This window comes from Acidovorax sp. (assembly GCF_046294525.1).
Classification (GTDB): Bacteria; Pseudomonadota; Gammaproteobacteria; order Burkholderiales; family Burkholderiaceae_C; genus Acidovorax.
Map to the genome: position 1 here is coordinate 1 of NZ_JBKBKQ010000038.1, position 17,648 is coordinate 17,648.

Genomic DNA, 17,648 nt, shown 5'->3' on the forward strand with positions numbered 1-17,648 from the left:
CAGCGCCTGCTGGGGGCGATCAATTCTCGAAAGCAAGGGCTGTCTTAGTTCGGGCATCACTACGGCACTGCCAGAACCGATTCGTGAAGAGCTTCCCTAGCGCTTATCCATCAAGCGCCAGCAGCTATCTTTTTTGAAGTGAACCACACCATGAACGCACCCCAGACCCGAGAGCGCTTTGCCCAGGCCCGCGCTGCCGGCCTGCGCCATAAGGACGCGGCCGCCCGCATCGGCCTGAGTGAGGGCGAAGCCATTGCCGCCCATGGCGGCGAACACGACCACCCGCTCAAGGCCGTGCCGCTGCGCGGCCCGTGGCTTGCGCTGCTGCAGGCGCTGGAGGCCTGCGGCCCCGTGCTGGCGCTGACCCGCAATGAATCCACCGTGCACGAGAAGACCGGCGTGTACCAGAAGCTCTCGGCCACCGGCCCCGTGGGCCTGGCGCTGGGTGCGGACATCGACCTGCGCCTGTTCTTCAACCAATGGCACGCAGGCTTTGCAGTGACCGAGCACGCGGCCAACCCCGGCACGCCCGCCTCGCTGAGCCTGCAGTTCTACGACGCCAGCGGCCTGGCCGTGCACAAGATCTTCTGCCGCGAGGCCACCGACCGCGCCGCGTTCGAAGACGTGATGCGCCGCTTTGGCGAGCCCGCGCTGGGCTACCTCTTCCGCCCCAAGCCGCCGGCCCCCGCTCCGCGGGCGGATGAAGCCATCGACGCGCCCGGCCTGCTGGCGGCCTGGGCGGCGATGAAAGACACGCACGATTTCTTCGGCATGCTCAAGACCTTTGGGGCCGAGCGCCAGCAAAGCCTGCGCCTGGCCGAGGGCCGCTTCACACGCCGCGTGGCGCCCACGGCAGTGCGCGAGCTGCTGCAAGAGGCCGCGTTCGACGGCGCGCCCATCATGGTGTTTGTGGGCAGCCCCGGCTGCATCCAGATCCACAGCGGCCCCGTGGCGCGCATCGAGCCCATGGAAATCCGCGGCGCGCAATGGCTCAACGTGCTGGACCCCGGCTTCAACCTGCACCTGCGCGAAGACGCTATGGCGTCGGTGTGGGTGGTGGAGAAGCCCACCGTGGACGGCATCGTGACGTCCATCGAAGCGTTTGACCACGGCGGCGAGCTGATGGCCATGTTCTTCGGCGAACGCAAGCCCGGCCAGCCCGAACGCGAAGACTGGCGCGCCATCGTGCGCAAGGTCTCCCCCTTGACGGCAGAAGCGGCATGAACCCGGCAGACATCACCGCCGCCACCACCCGCCGCGCCCTGCTCGCCGCTGCGTTGGGCGCACCCTTTGCGGCGTCGGCACAAAACCCGTCCAAGCTCCCCCTCCTGGTCACCGTGAGCGGCGCCATCACCGAGGTGGTGTACGCGCTGGGCGCCGAGGCCCAGCTGGTGGGCACCGACACCACCAGCCTCTACCCCGCTGCCGCGCTCCACACCCCCAAGGTGGGCTACCTGCGCCAGCTGTCGGCCGAGGGCGTGCTCTCGCTCAAGCCCGACGCGGTGATCGCCACCACCGAAGCCGGGCCGCCCGTGGTGCTTGACCAGCTGCGCAGCGCCGGCATTGAGGTGAACCTGGTGAAGTCCGAATACACCTGGGACGATGTGCGCGCCAAGGTGCAGGCCGTGGGCCGCGCGGCCCGTCGCGAGGCCGCCGCGCGCGAACTGCAGGCGCGACTGGATGCCGAATGGGCGCAGCTGGGCCAGCAGATCGCCGCGGCCAAGGGGGCCAAGCCGCGCGTGCTGTTCATCCTGTCGCACGGCCCCTCGCCCCAGGTAGCGGGCAAGGGCACGGCGGCCGATGCGCTGATCCGCTTTGCGGGCGGGGTGAACGCGCTCACGGGGTTCACCGGCTACCGGCCCATGACGGCCGAGGCCATGGCCAGCGCCTCCCCCGATGCCATCCTGACCACCGACGAAGGCATTGCCGCGCTGGGCGGGCTCGACAAGTTCTGGCAGCGCCCCGAGCTGGCGCTGACGCCCGCCTACCAGCGTCGTGCCGTGGTGTCGCTGGACGCGCTGCTGTTGCTGGGCTTTGGCCCGCGCCTGCCCCAGGCCGTGCGCATGGCCCACCAGCGGCTTACCGCATGAGCGCCGTGCCCCAGCCGGGCTCCCCGCCCGGGGTTGCCGCACCGCGCGGGGGCGCTGCCAGCGCGCGCCATCGCCCCTCGGCATCCCCAAAGCACCGCCTGGCCCCTGCCACCACGCTGGCCCTGGGCGGTGTGCTGGTGGTGCTGGCCTTTATCGCGGGCAGCGCCAGCGGCGCCTACCCCATTGCGCCGTCCGATCTGCTGCAGATGCTGACGGGCGCGGGCGGCGCGCCCGGCGCCGGTAGCACGCCCGCACAACTGGTTTTCCTCAACATCCGCCTGCCGCGCTTGTTGCTGGCCATGGCCGCAGGCGCCGGGCTGGCGCTGGCGGGCGCGCTCATGCAGGGCCTGTTCCGCAACCCGCTGGCCGACCCGGGGCTCATTGGCATCAGCAGCGGTGCGGCGCTGGCGGCCGGGGGCGCCATCGTGCTGGGCCAGCAGTGGTTTCCGGCCCTGCCCCACGCGCTGGGCAGCTGGACCTTGATGCTCTCGGCCTTCATCGGCGGCACCGCCGTCACCCTGCTGATCTACCTGTTTGCGCAGGGCGTGGGCGGCACGCACATCGGCCTCATGCTGCTGGCCGGCGTGGCCGTGAATGCGCTGGCCGGCGCGGGCCTGGGGTACCTCAACTTCGTGGCCACCGACGAGCAGCTGCGCAACATCCAGTTCTGGCTGCTGGGCAGCCTGGGCGGCGCGCGCTGGAGCGCCGTGGCGCTGGTGTGGGCCCTGGTGGGCGCCGCCTGCGCCGCAGCCCTGGCCTGCGCCCGCCCGCTCAACGCGATGGCCTTGGGCGAAGCCCAGGCCGCGCTGCTGGGCGTTCCTGTCGAGCGCACCAAACGCGCCGTGGTCGTCATCGCCGCGCTGGCCGTGGGCGCCGTCACCGCCACCACCGGCATCATCGGCTTTGTGGGCCTGATCGCGCCCCATTGGGTGCGCCTGATCGCCGGGCCTGACCACCGCGTGGTGCTGCCGGGCGCGGCCCTGCTGGGCGCAGCCCTGGTCCTGGCCGCCGACGCCGTGGCCCGCACCGTGGTGCAGCCCGCCGAATTGCCCCTGGGTGTGCTGACCGCCTTCATCGGCGGCCCCATGTTCTTGTGGATGCTGCGCCGCTTCAGGAGCCGTGTATGAGCGCCCCCGCCGCCGGCCTGCAATGCATCAACGCCCGCGTGCAAGTGGGCGGCCGCACGCTGCTGGAGGGCCTGACCGCCACGCTGCCCCCCGGCCGCTTCACCGCCATCCTGGGCCCCAACGGCGCCGGCAAATCCACCCTGCTGTCGCTGCTGTCCGCCCAGCGCAAGCCTGATGCCGGCCAGGTGCTGCTGGACGGCATGCCGCTGTCCTCGCTGCCCGCCGCCACCCTGGCCCTGCGCCGCGCCGTCGTGCCGCAAGAAAGCGCCGTGGCTTTTGATTTCACCGCCCGCGAAGTGGCCGAGCTGGGCCGCTACCCGCACCGCCAACAGCCGGCCCCCCACGAAGCCGCCATCGTGGACGGAGCGCTCGGCGCCACGGGCGTGATCGCCCTGGCCGAGCGGAGCTTCAACACCCTCTCGGGCGGCGAAAAAGCCCGCGTGCACCTGGCCCGCGCCCTGGCCCAGGTCTGGAGTCCCCGCCCCGACGGCGCAGCGCGCTGGCTGCTGCTGGACGAGCCCACCGCCGCGCTCGACCTGGCCCACCAGCACCAAGCCCTGCGCCTGCTGCGCGACTGGGCGCACGGCGAGGGCTGCAGCGTGGTGGCCGTGCTGCACGATGTGAACCTGGCGCTGCGGTATGCGGATGATGTGCTGCTGCTGAGCCCGGACACGGGTGCACTCCATGGGGCTGCGGGGGAGGTGCTGACGCGGGATCGGATCGGGGAGGTTTGGGCAGTGAGGTGCCGGGAAGTGCTGGCTGATGGGGTGGCGCAGTATGTGTTTGGGTGATATTGCCGGTAGTGCGGCTCCGGGCACTTTGAGGCCATGCCGCGCATCCGACACAAGCATCCTGAGTCAAACTCGACGTTCGCCTCCGCCGCCTCATACAACGCCATCGCGCTCATCTCACTCTGCACAACCCATGAACGAAGCCGAAATCGCAGCAGGCCTGCCGACCACACCGCACTACCAATACGCACAGCACGTAGGTAGGCAGCTTTTCGTTGCAGGCCAAGTGCCGCAGGCGGCTGATGGTTCCATCGTGGCAACAGGAAATCCCCACGCGCAGGCTAATCAGTGCTTGGCGAATCTGAGTAAGTTGCTGGCGGTTCACGGCTTCGCCATGCCGGATATACGCCGTCTCGTCGTGTACGTGGTGGGCGAGCAGGCTGATCTAGCAGCCGCGTGGCGCGCCGTCACCGAGTACTTTGGTGGGCAAGTGCCTCCTGCGACGCTTCTGGGCATTGCATGTTTAGGGCATGCAGAGCAAGTGGTAGAGATCGACGCGACCGTCATCAAGGCTTAGGCGGCATCCAGACGTTGCGGCGCGCTTCGCGCAGCCCCATAGCCAGCCCATCACCCCCGGTTCAAAAACATCCGCGTAGCCAGCAGCCCCACAGGAGTCCAATGCAGCGCGGGTGCCATCGCCTGGACCAGCATGGCCTGCTGCTCCGTGGCGCTGAGGGTGGGGTAGCGTTGCTCGAAGATTTCCAGGTCGGTGTCCAACGCAGCGGAAGACGGTACCGCTGCGCTCCCAGCATCAGCACGCGGGCGGCGTGCCGCCTGCAGACGCTGGGCCACCCGAAAACTCATTTGCCGTGCCGTGCCGCCGAGTGCTGCGCCCGCATCAAACGGAGCACCATCCACGCTGGCAGGGCCACGGATCCAGTCGTGGATGACCTGCAGCTCATACGGCGAGAACACACCGAACATCTCTGCGCGGTCACCCTGCAGCAGTCGCCAGAAGCGGCTGTCCTGCGCAGGCTGGTTGCGTTTGATCCAGCCGCCCTGCTCCAGCGCGGCCAGAAACGCGGGCACGTCGTCGGCATTTGCCAGCCAGTCGTTCACGCTGCGGCCGGCGACTTTGCAAAAGTCCGAATGGGCACCGTGGCCGGAACTGGCTTTGCGCGCCAGGATGGTGATGACTTCGCTGTCGATGTCGAAGCCGTGAATCACGTCCAGGGTGCTGAGCCCGGTGTTACCCAGCTTGGCACCGGCGCGCACGCGGCGCCAGTATTCGCCCCCGTCGTCAATGCGCGGGGCAGCCTCCAGCGCTGCAACGCACGCGCGTTTGGCATGTCCGGTGTCAGCGTTGTCGACCGTCACGTGCAGGGTGAAGTAATAGGGGTCGATGCCCAGTTCGTTCAGTTCGTACGCCGTGATCAGCAGGTGCAGGGGCAGCTGTTCATAGCCCAGGTTAAACCCCACGACCTCTGGCAAAAACTCCTCCGCGTTCCAGCCCAGCGCCAACTGCACCAGGCCCTGGCGGTACAGCGGGTCTTCCAGGTCGTCCACCGGGTCCAGCCCGTGGCGTGCCAGCAGGGTGCGATAGAGCTTGACGTGGTTCTTGTCGGCCTGTCCGTCGCCCAGCTCTTCGACATAGGTGGTGATGAGATCGGAAAGCCGCGCGTTGCTGCCATGCGCGCACAGGCCGTAAAGCCACGATCCGTCCACGAGCTTGGTGGGCGCGACCTGGCGCAGGAAGTACAGCGCATGTGCGCGGTTTAGAAAATAGCGGCGGGGCGCGCCGGCCTTGCGCGATTCCAGATAGCTTTGGTACTGCGCGTGGACGTTGGCAATGTTGGCTTCCATCCAGGCCGTCAATTGCTGGGGGTCTTCGGGCAGTTCGTCTGCATCGTGCGCAACTTCGTCCAGCACGGTGCGCAAAAAAGTCGCCGCTTGCGCGCGCTCTTCCATGGAGGGCAGGTGGTTGGCCAAGCGGTCGTACAGCGGTGCGTGCAGGGCGGTGGCGGCGGAGGTCTCTTGCGCTGCGACGGGCGCGGCGGTGGCGGGCGAATCGGAAAGCAAATGGGGCGGCAAAGCGAAGCGCGATGCTGGGCATTCGAGCAGGGTCAGGTGCATGGTGTGTTGTCGTTTATTGATATCACCAGAATCGGGCGCGGCCTGCACTGCCGGTATCAGGGCATGGCGCCCCCACTCGTGGGTGGCTTCCTACGTAGGCGGGGCGCGGCCTAGAGGTAGCCCCACAGGCGCAGGTCGGCCAGCACCTTGGGCGACACGCGCTCGCCAATGTCGCTGCGGTAGCGCAGGTTGGGCACGTACACCTTGCGCGCCAGGTCCAGAGCACGGCTGCGCGCGCTGTCCACGCTGGAGCCGCAACCCGTGGCCACGCCCACATACCCGCAGGTCCCGCTGGTCAGCAGCGTGTGGCCGCGCAGTTCCACTTCTGCAAAAGACAGCCCCGCGCGCTCGGCGGGCGACAGGCTGCTGTCCGGGATGACGGGCAGGCCTTTGGACAGTGCGGCATAGCCGTGCGGGTGCGGAAACGGCGGCACGGTGAGCACGATGCCCACGGCAAAATCCCGCGCCGCCTCGAAGCCGGGCGCGACGGCTGAGCGGAATGCGCCGGCATGCTGCGCGCCGGGGCGCTGCAGGAGCTTGCGGAAGATGGCTTCCCATGGCTCGCGGTGCAGGGCTTCGCAAATCGCATAGCCCGGGTAGCCGAAGCGGCTGGTGAACTCCAGCGGCCACAGCCCGTCTGCGTTGGCGATCAGGTTCACGTTGATGTAGCCGCAGTACCCGCCGTCGCGCAGCACGTCGGTCAGTGGCAACAGCACCTTGACGCGCAGTGCGCTGCTGTGCGCGTAGCTCACCACCGTGCCCATCTCGCCCGTCAACTCGCCCAGCTCTCCCGCAAAGAAGCGCTTGTGTTCAAAGTCGATGCAGGCCGTCTCCAGAAACTGCTGGCCGTTGAAGTAGCCGCCCACGCCAATCTCGACACCGTCGACGTGCTCCATGAGCACGAAGTCGGGCTGGGTGTCGGCTGAGGCCTCGTGCTCGCAGTAGAAGTCCAGCAGCGCGGCCAGGTCGCGGCTATCGGCCGTCTGGGCGATGTAGTTGCGTGTGCGCGGGTTGTGGGCCCCGTTGAACTTGAGCACATAGCGTTGGCGGCGGGACCGCACAAAGTCCAGCGCCTGCCCATAGCTGGCAAAGCTGTGGCTCGCTGCCGTGCGCAGGCCGGCGTCGCGCAGCACCTGCTGGCCATAGGCGCGGTCGGCCTCCAGCCGGTCGCCCAGCGCGCTGCCGCCAATGACCTGAAAACCTTCTGCACGCAAGGCGTCCTGCACCGTGCCCTGGTCCGCCGTCTCAAAAAGGATGAGTCCCTGGTCACCGGCCTCGCGAACCCATCCCAGGTCCTGCTGCCAGTCGTCCGTGCGCTTGACCATGCCCGCAAACACGCTGTGGCTGGCGGGGTCGCGCACATACGCCCGCACGTCGTGGCCGCGCGTCTGCATGCCGGCGTACATGGCAGCCAGGTCGTTGCAGTGGCCAATGCCCAGGACTCTCATCGCAACACCGGCCTTTGCACCACGATGCCAATGGCCGCGATGCGGTCCACGCCCGCGTACTCGGGGCGGTCCAGCTCTTCGCCGAAGACATCGGGATCGATCTCGCGCTGCAAAAAGGTGCACCCCGCCCGCTGGGCCACGTCGCCCGCCCAGCCGGTGAACGAGTCCGTGCCCCGCACCACGGCGCTGCCGGTGTACAGGATGAGCCGGCCGCCGGGCGCCAGATGCGCGATGGACTCTTGCACGATGCGTTGCGACAGCCCCTCGCCCCATTCGCCACCGCCGTGGCGGTACGTACGCCGGGCCGCATCCACCAGGTACGGCGGGTTGGACACGATCAGGTCGAACGGGCCTTCGGGGACCTGGCTGAAAAGATCGGACCCCACGCACATGCACCGGTCCATCTGCGCGATGCGCACGTTGGCCTGGCTGAACAGCACCGCCTGGGAGTTGATGTCGGCCAACACCAGCTCTTGCACCGGCCCCGCTGCCGCGCGGACTGCCGTCATGCCACCTGGACCGCCACCGCAGCCGATGTCCAGCACGCGGCTGCCCTCGGCCAGCGGGCGGACAGCCAGCTCTTCGCGGATCAGCCCGGCAAACCGGTAGGTGTCTGGGCCGAAGAACACCGCGTCCTCCTGGTCCGTGGGGTACCTGGAATGCACGTACACATCGCCGCCCAAGCTGCTGAAACGCACACGGCTGAGGTACGTGTTGTTGCCTTGCGCCGAAACGACCTGTGCCGACAACAGCGTGTCCAGCAATGGCAGCGGCAGCAGGTCGTGCGCGAACGGCAGGTTCCAGCCAAAGGCGTCGCGCAGATCCGGTGCCGGTGCATCTGGGCTGCGAGGGCGGCTGCGGTTGCGCAGAACGCGCTGGTGCGTGAGCGGCGTCACAGTCACGAAGGTGTAGTGCCGCGCCTTCAAGTACGTGCCCAGTTCGACCAGCGCTGCGGCACGGTCTGCAGCGTCGGGACGCGAGCGCGGTGTATTGCCCATGGTGGATGAGTTTTTCAGCGAATGTGGTCGAGCCATCATTGAATGGGCCGCGGGAGAACGCCTGTAGGAAAACCGCCAAGAACGTTTTGCGGTTTTGTCTCGCCAGCGTGAGACACCCTTGCGGGGAGTAAGCTGCACAAGCCTCGGCCCGTGCGGGATGAACGCAGTGGCTGTCACCATCTCGGCACGCAGTTGCAAAATCAAGGACACCCATGGGCCTTCTCACCTTCAGCCTCAACCTCACCCTGGATGGCTGCACCGACCACCAGGAGGGCATTGCCGATGACGAGACGCACGGCTTCTTCACCCGCCTGATGGACGAGTCCGGCGCCATGCTCTGGGGGCGCGTGACCTACGAGATGATGGAAAGCTACTGGCCCGCCGTTGCGCGGGGCGATGTGCAGGCAGCGCCCGCAGTACGCGAATGGGCGGTGAAGCTGGAGGCCAAACCGAAATACGTGGTGTCGTCAACGCGCACGGACTTCCCGTGGACGGGCAGCCACCACATAGCCGGCGACTTGCGCGCAGGCGTGCAGCTGCTGAAGGACGCCACACCGGCTGGCGTGCTGCTGGGCAGCGGCCAGCTTGCCACGGTGCTGGACAGGCTGGATTTGATCGACGAGTACCAATTCATGGTGCACCCACGCATTGCGGGCCATGGCCCCACGCTGTACCAGGGGGGGCTGGCGCAGACGCGCCGGTTGAAGCTGGTGTCGGCCACGCCGCTTTCCAACGGCGCGGTGGTGATGCATTACCGGCGCGCGGGCGGTTGATGGTCCTGCACAGCGGAAAGCTGCGGGCTGCGCAGGCCCTCTGAAGCGGGTGACCGCTCAAGCACAGCTTGATTCACTCACCTTTTGATAGCTTCCAGCGCTTATTCATCAAGCGCTAGAGCCACTTTTTACTTCAAATTCATCACACAGGAACAGCCACCGGCTGGGCTTGCGCTGGCGCCGCAGCCGAAGCCACCACCGGCATCCGGATCAGATGGTCAAACGCGCTCAGTGCCGCCTTCGATCCCTCGCCTGCCGCGATCACGATCTGCTTGAACGGCACGGTGGTGCAGTCGCCTGCAGCAAACACGCCGGGGATGTTGGTGCGGCCGTGCGAATCGACAATGATTTCGCCGAAGCGCGACAGCTCCACCGTGCCCTTGAGCCATTCGGTGTTGGGCACCAGGCCGATCTGCACAAACACGCCCTCGAGCTGCACGGTGTGCTCCACATTGGTGGCGCGGTCCTTGTATTTGAGGCCGTTGACCTTGCCATCGGCGCCGGTGATCTCGGTGGTCTGCGCGTTGGTGTGGATAGTCACGTTGGGCAGGCTCTTGAGCTTGTTCACCAGCACGGCGTCGGCCTTGAGCTGGTCGGCAAACTCGATGAGCGTGACATGGGCCACCACGCCAGCGAGGTCAATCGCAGCCTCCACACCACTGTTGCCGCCACCGATCACGGACACGCGCTTGCCCTTGAACAGCGGGCCGTCGCAGTGCGGGCAGTAGGCCACGCCCTTGTTCTTGTACTCGGCTTCGCCAGGCACGTTCACGTTGCGCCAGCGGGCGCCAGTGGACAGGATCACCGTCTTGGCCTTGAGCGAGCCGCCGTTGGCCAGCTGCACTTCAATCAGGCCACCGGGCTGCGCGGCGGGGATGAGCTTGTCAGCGCGCTGCAGGTTCATGATGTCCACGCCATAGGCGCGGGTGTGGGCTTCGAGCGCGGCGGCGAACTTGGGGCCGTCGGTTTCGAGCACCGAGATGTAGTTCTCGATGGCCAGCGTGTCATTCACCTGGCCGCCAAAACGCTCGGCCGCCACGCCGGTGCGGATGCCCTTGCGGGCGGCGTACACGGCGGCTGCGGCGCCAGCGGGGCCACCGCCGACGATGAGCACGTCATACGGGTCCTTGGCGCTGAGCTTGGCGGCTTCACGGGCGGCAGAGCCGGTGTCGAGCTTGGCCACGATTTCTTCAATCGTCATGCGGCCCGAGCCGAAGACCTGGCCGTTCAGAAACACCATGGGCACGGCCATGATTTCACGGTCGGTCACTTCCTGCTGGAAGGCGCCGCCTTCGATGACGGTGGTTTTGATCTTTGGGTTGACGACGGCCATGAGCGACAGCGCCTGCACCACGTCCGGGCAGTTGTGGCAGGTCAGGCTCATGTAGACCTCGAAGTTGAAGTCTCCGTCTAGCGCTTTGATGGAGTCGATCACGTCCTGCTCGACCTTGGGCGGGTGGCCGCCCGTCCACAACAGGGCCAGCACCAACGAGGTGAATTCATGGCCCAGGGGCAGGCCGGCAAAACGCAGGCTGTTGGTGGCACCCACACGCTGCAGGCTGAAGGATGGCTTGCGCGCATCGTTGCCATCGGTGCGCAGGGTGATCTTGTCGCTGCGCAGGGATTGGATCGTTGTCAGCAGCTCGCGCATGTCGCGCGCCGTCTCGCTGTCGTCCAGGGAAGCCACCAGCTCAAACGGCTGCTGCACGCGCTCCAGGTAGGCGGCGAGTTGGGTCTTGAGTTGTTCGTCGAGCATGGTGGTGTCCTTTGAATTTGGAGTTGTGATGTGGGGGAGGTTGAAGCCGATAGGGCTGCAGTTCAAGCCTGCATATCAACGTCCGGGCGTAAAAAAGCCGGACGGCATGGCGCACAGGCGCCATGACGCTGTCCGGCTTTGGGGCCGAAGAACCAGATTGCTTAAATCTTGCCGACCAGGTCCAGCGAAGGCTTCAGCGTCTTTGCGCCTTCCTTCCACTTGGCGGGGCAGACCTGGCCAGGGTTGGCGGCGGTGAACTGGGCTGCCTTGAGCTTGCGCAGCGTTTCCGAAACATCGCGGGCGATTTCGTTGGAGTGGATTTCCATCGTCTTGATCACGCCATCAGGGTTGATCACGAAGGTACCGCGCAGGGCCAGGCCTTCTTCAGGAATGTGCACGCCGAATGCGTTGGTCAGTGTGTGCGTGGGATCGCCCACCAGTGGGAACTTGGCCTTGCCCACGGCGTCGGAAGTTTCGTGCCACACCTTGTGCGAGAAGTGGGTGTCGGTGGTCACGATGTAGACCTCGGCACCGGCCTTCTGGAACTCAGCATAGTTGTCCGCAGCGTCTTCGATTTCTGTGGGGCAGTTGAAGGTGAAAGCTGCTGGCATGAAGATCAGCACGGACCACTTGCCCTTCAGGCTTTCTTCCGTCACGGTGATGAATTCACCCTTGCCGTTGCGGTTCACAAAAGCTTCGGTCTTGAAAGGCTGGACTTGCGTATTGATCAGGGACATTGCTGTTTCCTTAAAGGGTTGGTTGACAGAACAGACTGAAGTCTAGGCGTTTTGCACCCATCTATCCAATTAATTGATTTGATTAAACCAATTGCCTGACGCTATTATTTGACTCGCTGATTGCTCCCAAGGCAGCGAACGCAACGCGGTTGGATGAGCACCATGCCGGCCGCGTTGCATTGTCACCAACGCATAGCGGATCGAGTTGTAACGGCCTGTGCCGACCGTACGGCCAACCTCCAGCGCGGCGGCCCACGCAAGCATCCACACACTTTTACAGTTTTGTTCCGGCTTCCGCCCGAGCCCAATTAGGCTTCGACCGCGAGCGGAAATCCATTCAAAGGGGCTGCCCCGCCCGCATGACTCCCGTTTTCTGGCGCCAAAGCAGAACGGACGCCGTGACGCACTCCTTCAGCATCAAGGGCTGGCGGGTGCGCCCAAGGCCGGCCTTTGCCGCCAGAGCGGGTAACGACAGGCAGCTCTCAACAGCAGGCAGCATTGCACTGCGATTCAAGAGAGGTTTCGATGAGGTTGAATCCCACAAAACTGGGCACGCTGGGCTTGGCCCACGTGCTGATGGCGGCGGCGCTGACCGCATGCGGCGGCTCGGGCGCAGACAATGCCGAGCAGCGCGCTGCCACGGCCGGCGACAACGAAACGCTGCAGGAAAAGGCCAGCAACACGGCAGCCGCGACGAGCACGGTGGTTGTGCGCGCATGGGGCAGTCTTGCAAACGGCACGGGGCCGCTGGTCGACCTGCGCGTCAACGGTGTCGTGGTCGCCAGCGCAGAAGTGCGTGCCACCGCCTACCAAGACTACTCGTTCACCGTACCCGCGGTGCCTGGCGGAGCCCGTGTGGATGTCGTGTTCACCAACGACGCAATGCTGGACCGTGACCGCAACCTGTTTGTCGAGTCCATCACCATCGATGGCGCCACCATCCCGGCCACAGCCGAAGGCGTGGTGCTCGATCGTGGCTTGGGCGACAAGGCGTTCGACGGCATGGACGTACTCCCCGGCCAGCGTTCAGTGCTTTGGAACGGCGCATTGCGCTTCGTCGCTCCCGGCGCCACTGTGCTTTCACGCCTGAGCCCCGGTTGCACCACGTTCTATGAAAACCGCCCAGGCTTTGCGTTGAGCACCGCACGGAGCGTGGACACCGCACCCACCCTCAGCAGGCCAGCCAAAGGCGCGGCGCTGGCCGAGCCGAACTACCAGACCTGCCTGACACGCGCGGCAGACCACCAGGCAGACCGAGTCAGCGGTTTCGCTCGCAACGACTACTCTCGCCGCCAAGCCTTCAACGCGGACAGCTCCAAGCATCTGGTCGCCGCCATTGACGGGCACTGGCACCTATACGACGCCCTCACGCATACCCGCGTGAAGGTGCTCCCGTATTTGGCGGGCGATGCCGAGCCGCAGTGGCATGCAACCCAGCCCGACCTGCTGTACTACCTGCCCACCAACGGCATGGGCATGCAAATCAACGAACTCAACACAGCCACCGGCGCGACCCGCGTGATAGGCGACCTGGGTGCGCGCCTCAAAGCACGTTGGCCCGGCGCTAACGCTGCCTGGACCAAATCCGAAGGCTCGCCCTCCAAAGACGGGCGCTATTGGTGCTTGATGGTCGACGACAGCAAGTGGAACAGCCTGGGCGTGATCACCTGGGATCGCGACAGTGACACCGTGGTGGGATGGATGAACACCAACGGCGAGCGTCCAGACCATGTCAGCATGAGCCCAAGCGGAAACTACTGCGTGGTCTCTGGCGATGGCGCACGCGGCACTGTTGCCTACTCGCGTGACTTCAGCCAGCAGACAAGGCTGCTGCACAAATCAGAGCACTCTGACTTGGCCATCGATGCCAACGGCGACGACGTCTACGTTGCTGTGGACTACCAATCGAATGCTGGCGACATCTTCATGACCAACCTGCGCACGGGCGTACGCACCGCGTTGTTGAGCAGTTATGCGAATGGCTCCGCCACCGCGCTGCACATCTCGGGCAAAGCGTTCAACCGCCCAGGCTGGGTGGTATTGAGCACGTACGGCGGCACCGGCAGCACACAGTGGTTCCACAAGAAAATAATGGCTGTCGAGCTCAAGCCAAATCCACAGGTCTATAACCTTGCGTTCTCACGCACCGCCTCAAATGGATACTGGACTGAGCCTGTCGCATCGGTCAACCGCGACTTCACCAAGGTGCTGTTCAACTCCAACTGGGGCAATGGCAGCAGTACCGATGTGGATGCGTACATGGTGCAGATTCCGAGCGGCGCACTGAAGGCGTCCGCGGCCACGCCCACCAACCCCGGGACTCCGACGACCCCAACGCCAACGCCTGTGCCCAACACGCCGCCGACCATCACGGTGGGCTCCGCCACGCACTCGGGCTACAACGCGAGCTACGTGCTGACCACCAACGAAGCAGCGGCGTGCCGCGCGTCCTGGAGCTCAGGCAACGCTTATGGGGCGCTTTACGACGAGATCCCGAGCAGCGCCAACGGGCTCACGCACTCCAAGAGCTTGTCGCTCGGCAGCACCGCCGCGCAAACCGTCTATGCGGTATGCAAGTCCAAGGCGTCGGGGCTTGAAAAAGAAGTGGCGATCCGCCTGCCGTAAGCCATTCGCCCAACGGCTGAGCGCCTGCCCCCCCCTTGCAGGCGCTGCCGATGCAAACGCAACTCAACATCACACGCAGCCATCGCGCTGCCGCGGGGAATTGCCTTGCAAGCGTTGACGGAGCTCACGACAATGGGCTCCGAATCAACACAACAAGGAGTCCCCCATGAAAGGCGACGCACAAGTCATCGCGCACCTGCAGGCGCAATTAAAAAACGAGCTCACCGCCATCAACCAGTACTTCCTGCACTACCGCATGCTCAAGCACTGGGGCTTCGACAAGCTGGCCAAGAAGGAATATTCCGAGTCCATCGGCGAGATGAAGCATGCTGACTGGCTGATGGACCGCATCTTCACGCTGGACGGCCTGCCCAACCTGCAGGACCTGGCCAAGCTGCAAGTGGGCGAGGATGTGCCCGAGATCCTGGCATGCGACCTGCGGTCGGAGTTGGGCGCGCAGGCCACCATCAAGGAAGGCATTGCCCACTGCGAGACGGTGCGCGACTATGTCTCGCGCGACCTGCTGCAGAAGATCCTGGACGACACCGAGGAGCACATCGACTTTCTGGAAACCCAGATCGATCTCATCGACAAGGTGGGCCTGCAGAACTATCTGCAGTCGCAGATGGGCGAGGCGGAGTCCTGAGGAGATTCACGTGGAGCGCCCTGCTGCGCTCCGCCCCGCCAAGAACCATCAACGGGCTGCGGCCCGTTTTTTTATGTCCGTACAGTTGCCGTGCTCACATGCGGCCAGGCGTACATACCGCGCCGCGGCCCTCACTCCACGGCCCAGCCGCCTCCAAATTGCTCTAGAGCCAGCTCCAGTTCAATGATCTGCGCGACGACGGCGCGCACGTCTTCCTGGGCTTGGTCCAGCTCCCAGCAGGGCTCGACCAACGCCGGCTGAACGCATGCAGGGCGGCTGATGCGACCCCAGAGGCCCTGACGGCGGGCCATGTTGGCAGTTTCAACAGACACGGTACTGAGGGACGCCCTGTAGATCTCTCCGGTGGTCATGAGCTCATGGATGTTTTCTCTCTCCTCCGCCGTAGGGCTGTCGATGTGCAGTCTCTGCAGGTCCACGAGCGCCAAGCCGATGAGTCGTTCCACCGACGCCGATACCTGCACGGCCAACTCGGCTAGATGCCGGACCTGATCACGCAGGCCCAGTCCCGCCCACTCGCCGTCCGTACCCAGACGCGCAATAGAGACGATGGCCAGCGTCCCCGTCACTGCAGTGAGCGTGTGAGAAGCCAGCGCAAACAGGTTCACGATTCCCAACGCGCCGGTGCGCTGCGCCAGCGTTTGCATGTTGGGCAGATAGTCAAAACGCACGGCGGTCAGCTGCTCGATCAGCTTGCGGGTTTCCTCGGTCATGGGAATTTGAGCTGTCCGCTTCATTTGATTAAAATGATAATTTTACACCATTCGGCATCATGCTGCTATTTTTATCATTTATGCATTCATCAGGATTTGCCGCGTAGTCGATTCGCCACACTCTCTTATCGCAAACCAGAATCATTCCCATCCGCAATGTAAAATTGCGGTCTCGCAAGCCACAGCCCGTCCCCTTCCAGCGCTTTGAACATGTCGCAGGGGCTGCAGCCAGCACCCATCGTCCCTTTGATGTTTCCGGGTTGTCTGGCTTGATTTCCTTCGTCTTCCGTTGGTCCAGTCTGGTGCTGCCATTGCGTGCGCATGGCGCCGAAGGATGGGCGCGCCCGCTGCGTGCTTGGCCTGCGCACGTCGGCAGCCCGCCCCGCCATACCTTCGTCACATGCTGAGCCCCACCGCCCTGCGCCGCTGGAGCTGGACCCACAAGTGGTCCAGCCTGGTGTGCACTGTCTTCATGCTGCTGCTGTGCCTCACTGGCCTGCCGCTGATCTTTCACCACGAAATCGGCCACCTGCTGGGCACCGAGGTCGAGGCGCCCGCCATGCCCGCCCACACGCCGCGCGCCAGCCTGGACCAGGTGCTGACGGCCGCCCATGCGCTGCACCCCGAGCGCGTCGTGCAGTTCGCCTCGCAGCCCGAGGACGACGATGCGCTGTGGTTCGTCACCCTCACGCCCACGCCCGCGCCCACGCAGGATTTCAAGTCCATCGCGGTGGATGCGCGCACGGCGGCGGTGCTGTCCGAGCGGCCGGTGAACGAGGGCTTCATGTACGTGATGTTCCGCCTGCATGTGGACCTGTTCGCAGGGCTGGCGGGCAAGCTGTTCCTGGGCTTCATGGGCTTGCTGCTGCTGGTGGCCATCGTCACCGGCGTGGTGCTGTACGCGCCCTTCATGCGCAAGCTGGCGTTTGGCGAGGTGCGGCGTGAGCGATCTGCCCGCGTGAAGTGGCTGGACCTGCACAACCTGCTGGGCATCGTCACGCTGGTGTGGGCGTTGGTGGTGGGGGCTACGGGCATGATCAACACCTGGGCCGACCTGATGATCAAGTACTGGCAGCACGACCAGCTCTCCACTTTGCTCAAGCCCTACGAGGGCCAGCCCGTCGTGCCCGTGGCCGAGCGTGGGCCGCTGCAGCAGTCGCTGCAGGCTGCGCAGGCCCTTGCGCCGGGCATGAAGCTGTCGTTCATCGCCTTCCCGGGCACGGCGTTCTCGAGCCCGCACCACAACACCTTCTTTCTGCGCGGCGAAACGCCGCTCACCTCGCGCCTGCTGCAGCCGGTGCTGGTGGATGCGCGCACGGCGCAGGTCACGGCGGCGCCGCAACTGCCGTGGTACCTGACGGCGCTGCTGGTGTCGCAGCCGCTGCACTTTGGCGACTACGGCGGCATGCCGATGAAGATCCTGTGGGCCCTGCTCGACATCGCCACCGTCGTGGTGCTGGGTAGCGGGCTGTACCTGTGGCTCAAGAAGGGCGCGCAGGCAGCAAGCCCCGCGGTCCCCGCCGCAGGCAGCGCCAGGGGCGGCTTTGCGGGAGAAGCGCCGCTGCCCGCACCCGGCGCCACACGATCCACCGAAGGTGCCGCATGAACAACCAGCCCAGCGCATTCTGGAACCTGTGGGGCTGGCCCATCGTGATGGGTGTGCTCACCACCACGGGGCTGCTCACGGCCCTGGTGTCCGACACCTGGGGCGACTGGTGGTCGTGGGTGGCCCTGGGCGTGCCCGTGGCGGTGATGGGTTGGTACAGCTGGCCCCGCAGATCCGCGGCGGCAGCCGCTGAGACCCCCGCCGCCGATGCATCCGGGGCGCCCTCCTCCGCACCGCGCTGAGTTCT

General features: G+C 65.6%; 16 protein-coding genes. 10 read left to right on the plus strand and 6 right to left on the minus strand.

Annotated elements, in window-relative coordinates; translation table 11 throughout:
• Window positions 1–150: 150 nt before the first annotated feature.
• The 5 genes from ACK4HJ_RS21700 to ACK4HJ_RS21720 all read left to right on the plus strand — a co-directional run bounded on the left by ACK4HJ_RS21700 (window position 151) and on the right by ACK4HJ_RS21720 (window position 4,525).
• On the plus strand, window positions 151–1,224 hold the full coding sequence (locus tag ACK4HJ_RS21700; RefSeq protein WP_409835427.1) for a hemin-degrading factor: 1,074 nt from the start codon (window positions 151–153) through the stop codon (window positions 1,222–1,224).
• The gene (locus ACK4HJ_RS21705) at window positions 1,221–2,090 is read left to right on the plus strand and encodes a hemin ABC transporter substrate-binding protein (RefSeq protein ID WP_409835429.1); all 870 of its coding nucleotides are present in this window, start codon (window positions 1,221–1,223) and stop codon (window positions 2,088–2,090) included. The genes ACK4HJ_RS21700 and ACK4HJ_RS21705 overlap by 4 nt, the downstream gene beginning before the upstream one ends.
• Window positions 2,087–3,217, plus strand: a complete 1,131-nt coding sequence (locus ACK4HJ_RS21710; RefSeq protein WP_409835431.1) for a FecCD family ABC transporter permease — start codon at window positions 2,087–2,089, stop codon at window positions 3,215–3,217. The genes ACK4HJ_RS21705 and ACK4HJ_RS21710 overlap by 4 nt, the downstream gene beginning before the upstream one ends.
• Window positions 3,214–4,008, plus strand: a complete 795-nt coding sequence (locus tag ACK4HJ_RS21715; protein ID WP_409835433.1) for a heme ABC transporter ATP-binding protein — start codon at window positions 3,214–3,216, stop codon at window positions 4,006–4,008. The genes ACK4HJ_RS21710 and ACK4HJ_RS21715 overlap by 4 nt, the downstream gene beginning before the upstream one ends.
• Window positions 4,009–4,141: 133 nt before the next feature.
• Window positions 4,142–4,525 carry a RidA family protein gene (locus ACK4HJ_RS21720; protein ID WP_409835435.1) on the plus strand — a complete coding sequence of 128 codons (384 nt, stop codon included), beginning with the start codon at window positions 4,142–4,144 and terminating at the stop codon, window positions 4,523–4,525.
• Between the two features lie 50 nt (window positions 4,526–4,575).
• Here the strand turns inward: ACK4HJ_RS21720 and ACK4HJ_RS21725 are convergent, their stop codons facing one another.
• The 3 genes from ACK4HJ_RS21725 to ACK4HJ_RS21735 all read right to left on the minus strand — a co-directional run bounded on the left by ACK4HJ_RS21725 (window position 4,576) and on the right by ACK4HJ_RS21735 (window position 8,527).
• A complete protein-coding gene (locus tag ACK4HJ_RS21725; protein WP_409835437.1) occupies window positions 4,576–6,081 on the minus strand; it encodes an iron-containing redox enzyme family protein in 1,506 nt (501 codons plus the stop codon).
• Window positions 6,082–6,191: 110 nt separating this feature from the next.
• Window positions 6,192–7,529, minus strand: coding sequence for a phosphoribosylamine--glycine ligase (locus ACK4HJ_RS21730; RefSeq protein ID WP_409835439.1), 1,338 nt, complete (start codon window positions 7,527–7,529; stop codon window positions 6,192–6,194).
• Window positions 7,526–8,527 (minus strand): methyltransferase, encoded by a 1,002-nt coding sequence (locus tag ACK4HJ_RS21735; RefSeq protein WP_409835441.1) that lies wholly within the window; start codon window positions 8,525–8,527, stop codon window positions 7,526–7,528. The genes ACK4HJ_RS21730 and ACK4HJ_RS21735 overlap by 4 nt, the downstream gene beginning before the upstream one ends.
• A gap of 212 nt (window positions 8,528–8,739) precedes the next feature.
• On the opposite strand from ACK4HJ_RS21735, the gene ACK4HJ_RS21740 reads away from it, so the two are divergent.
• Complete coding sequence (locus tag ACK4HJ_RS21740; RefSeq protein ID WP_409835443.1) at window positions 8,740–9,300, plus strand: dihydrofolate reductase family protein; 561 nt, start codon at window positions 8,740–8,742, stop codon at window positions 9,298–9,300.
• Between the two features lie 142 nt (window positions 9,301–9,442).
• Here the strand turns inward: ACK4HJ_RS21740 and ahpF are convergent, their stop codons facing one another.
• Together ahpF and ahpC are read right to left on the minus strand one after the other, a co-directional pair.
• Complete coding sequence (gene ahpF / locus ACK4HJ_RS21745) at window positions 9,443–11,056, minus strand: alkyl hydroperoxide reductase subunit F (RefSeq protein ID WP_409835445.1); 1,614 nt, start codon at window positions 11,054–11,056, stop codon at window positions 9,443–9,445.
• A 161-nt stretch (window positions 11,057–11,217) separates the two neighbouring features.
• Window positions 11,218–11,793: an alkyl hydroperoxide reductase subunit C gene (gene ahpC / locus ACK4HJ_RS21750; RefSeq protein ID WP_409835447.1), complete on the minus strand. Its 576-nt coding sequence runs from the start codon at window positions 11,791–11,793 to the stop codon at window positions 11,218–11,220.
• Between the two features lie 525 nt (window positions 11,794–12,318).
• Here ahpC and ACK4HJ_RS21755 point away from each other — a divergent pair.
• Window positions 12,319–14,418, plus strand: coding sequence for a carbohydrate-binding domain-containing protein (locus tag ACK4HJ_RS21755; RefSeq protein WP_409835449.1), 2,100 nt, complete (start codon window positions 12,319–12,321; stop codon window positions 14,416–14,418).
• A gap of 166 nt (window positions 14,419–14,584) precedes the next feature.
• The gene (gene bfr, locus ACK4HJ_RS21760; protein ID WP_409835451.1) at window positions 14,585–15,064 is read left to right on the plus strand and encodes a bacterioferritin; all 480 of its coding nucleotides are present in this window, start codon (window positions 14,585–14,587) and stop codon (window positions 15,062–15,064) included.
• A 131-nt stretch (window positions 15,065–15,195) separates the two neighbouring features.
• Here bfr and ACK4HJ_RS21765 read toward each other — a convergent pair whose 3' ends face one another.
• Window positions 15,196–15,795 carry a hypothetical protein gene (locus ACK4HJ_RS21765; protein WP_409835453.1) on the minus strand — a complete coding sequence of 200 codons (600 nt, stop codon included), beginning with the start codon at window positions 15,793–15,795 and terminating at the stop codon, window positions 15,196–15,198.
• A 400-nt stretch (window positions 15,796–16,195) separates the two neighbouring features.
• Between ACK4HJ_RS21765 and ACK4HJ_RS21770 the strand changes: the two genes are divergently transcribed.
• Both ACK4HJ_RS21770 and ACK4HJ_RS21775 read left to right on the plus strand, forming a co-directional pair.
• Window positions 16,196–17,401 carry a PepSY-associated TM helix domain-containing protein gene (locus ACK4HJ_RS21770; RefSeq protein WP_409835455.1) on the plus strand — a complete coding sequence of 402 codons (1,206 nt, stop codon included), beginning with the start codon at window positions 16,196–16,198 and terminating at the stop codon, window positions 17,399–17,401.
• Window positions 17,398–17,643: a hypothetical protein gene (locus ACK4HJ_RS21775; RefSeq protein ID WP_409835457.1), complete on the plus strand. Its 246-nt coding sequence runs from the start codon at window positions 17,398–17,400 to the stop codon at window positions 17,641–17,643. Before ACK4HJ_RS21770 ends, ACK4HJ_RS21775 begins: the two co-directional genes overlap by 4 nt.
• The last annotated feature ends 5 nt before the right edge of the window (window positions 17,644–17,648 follow it).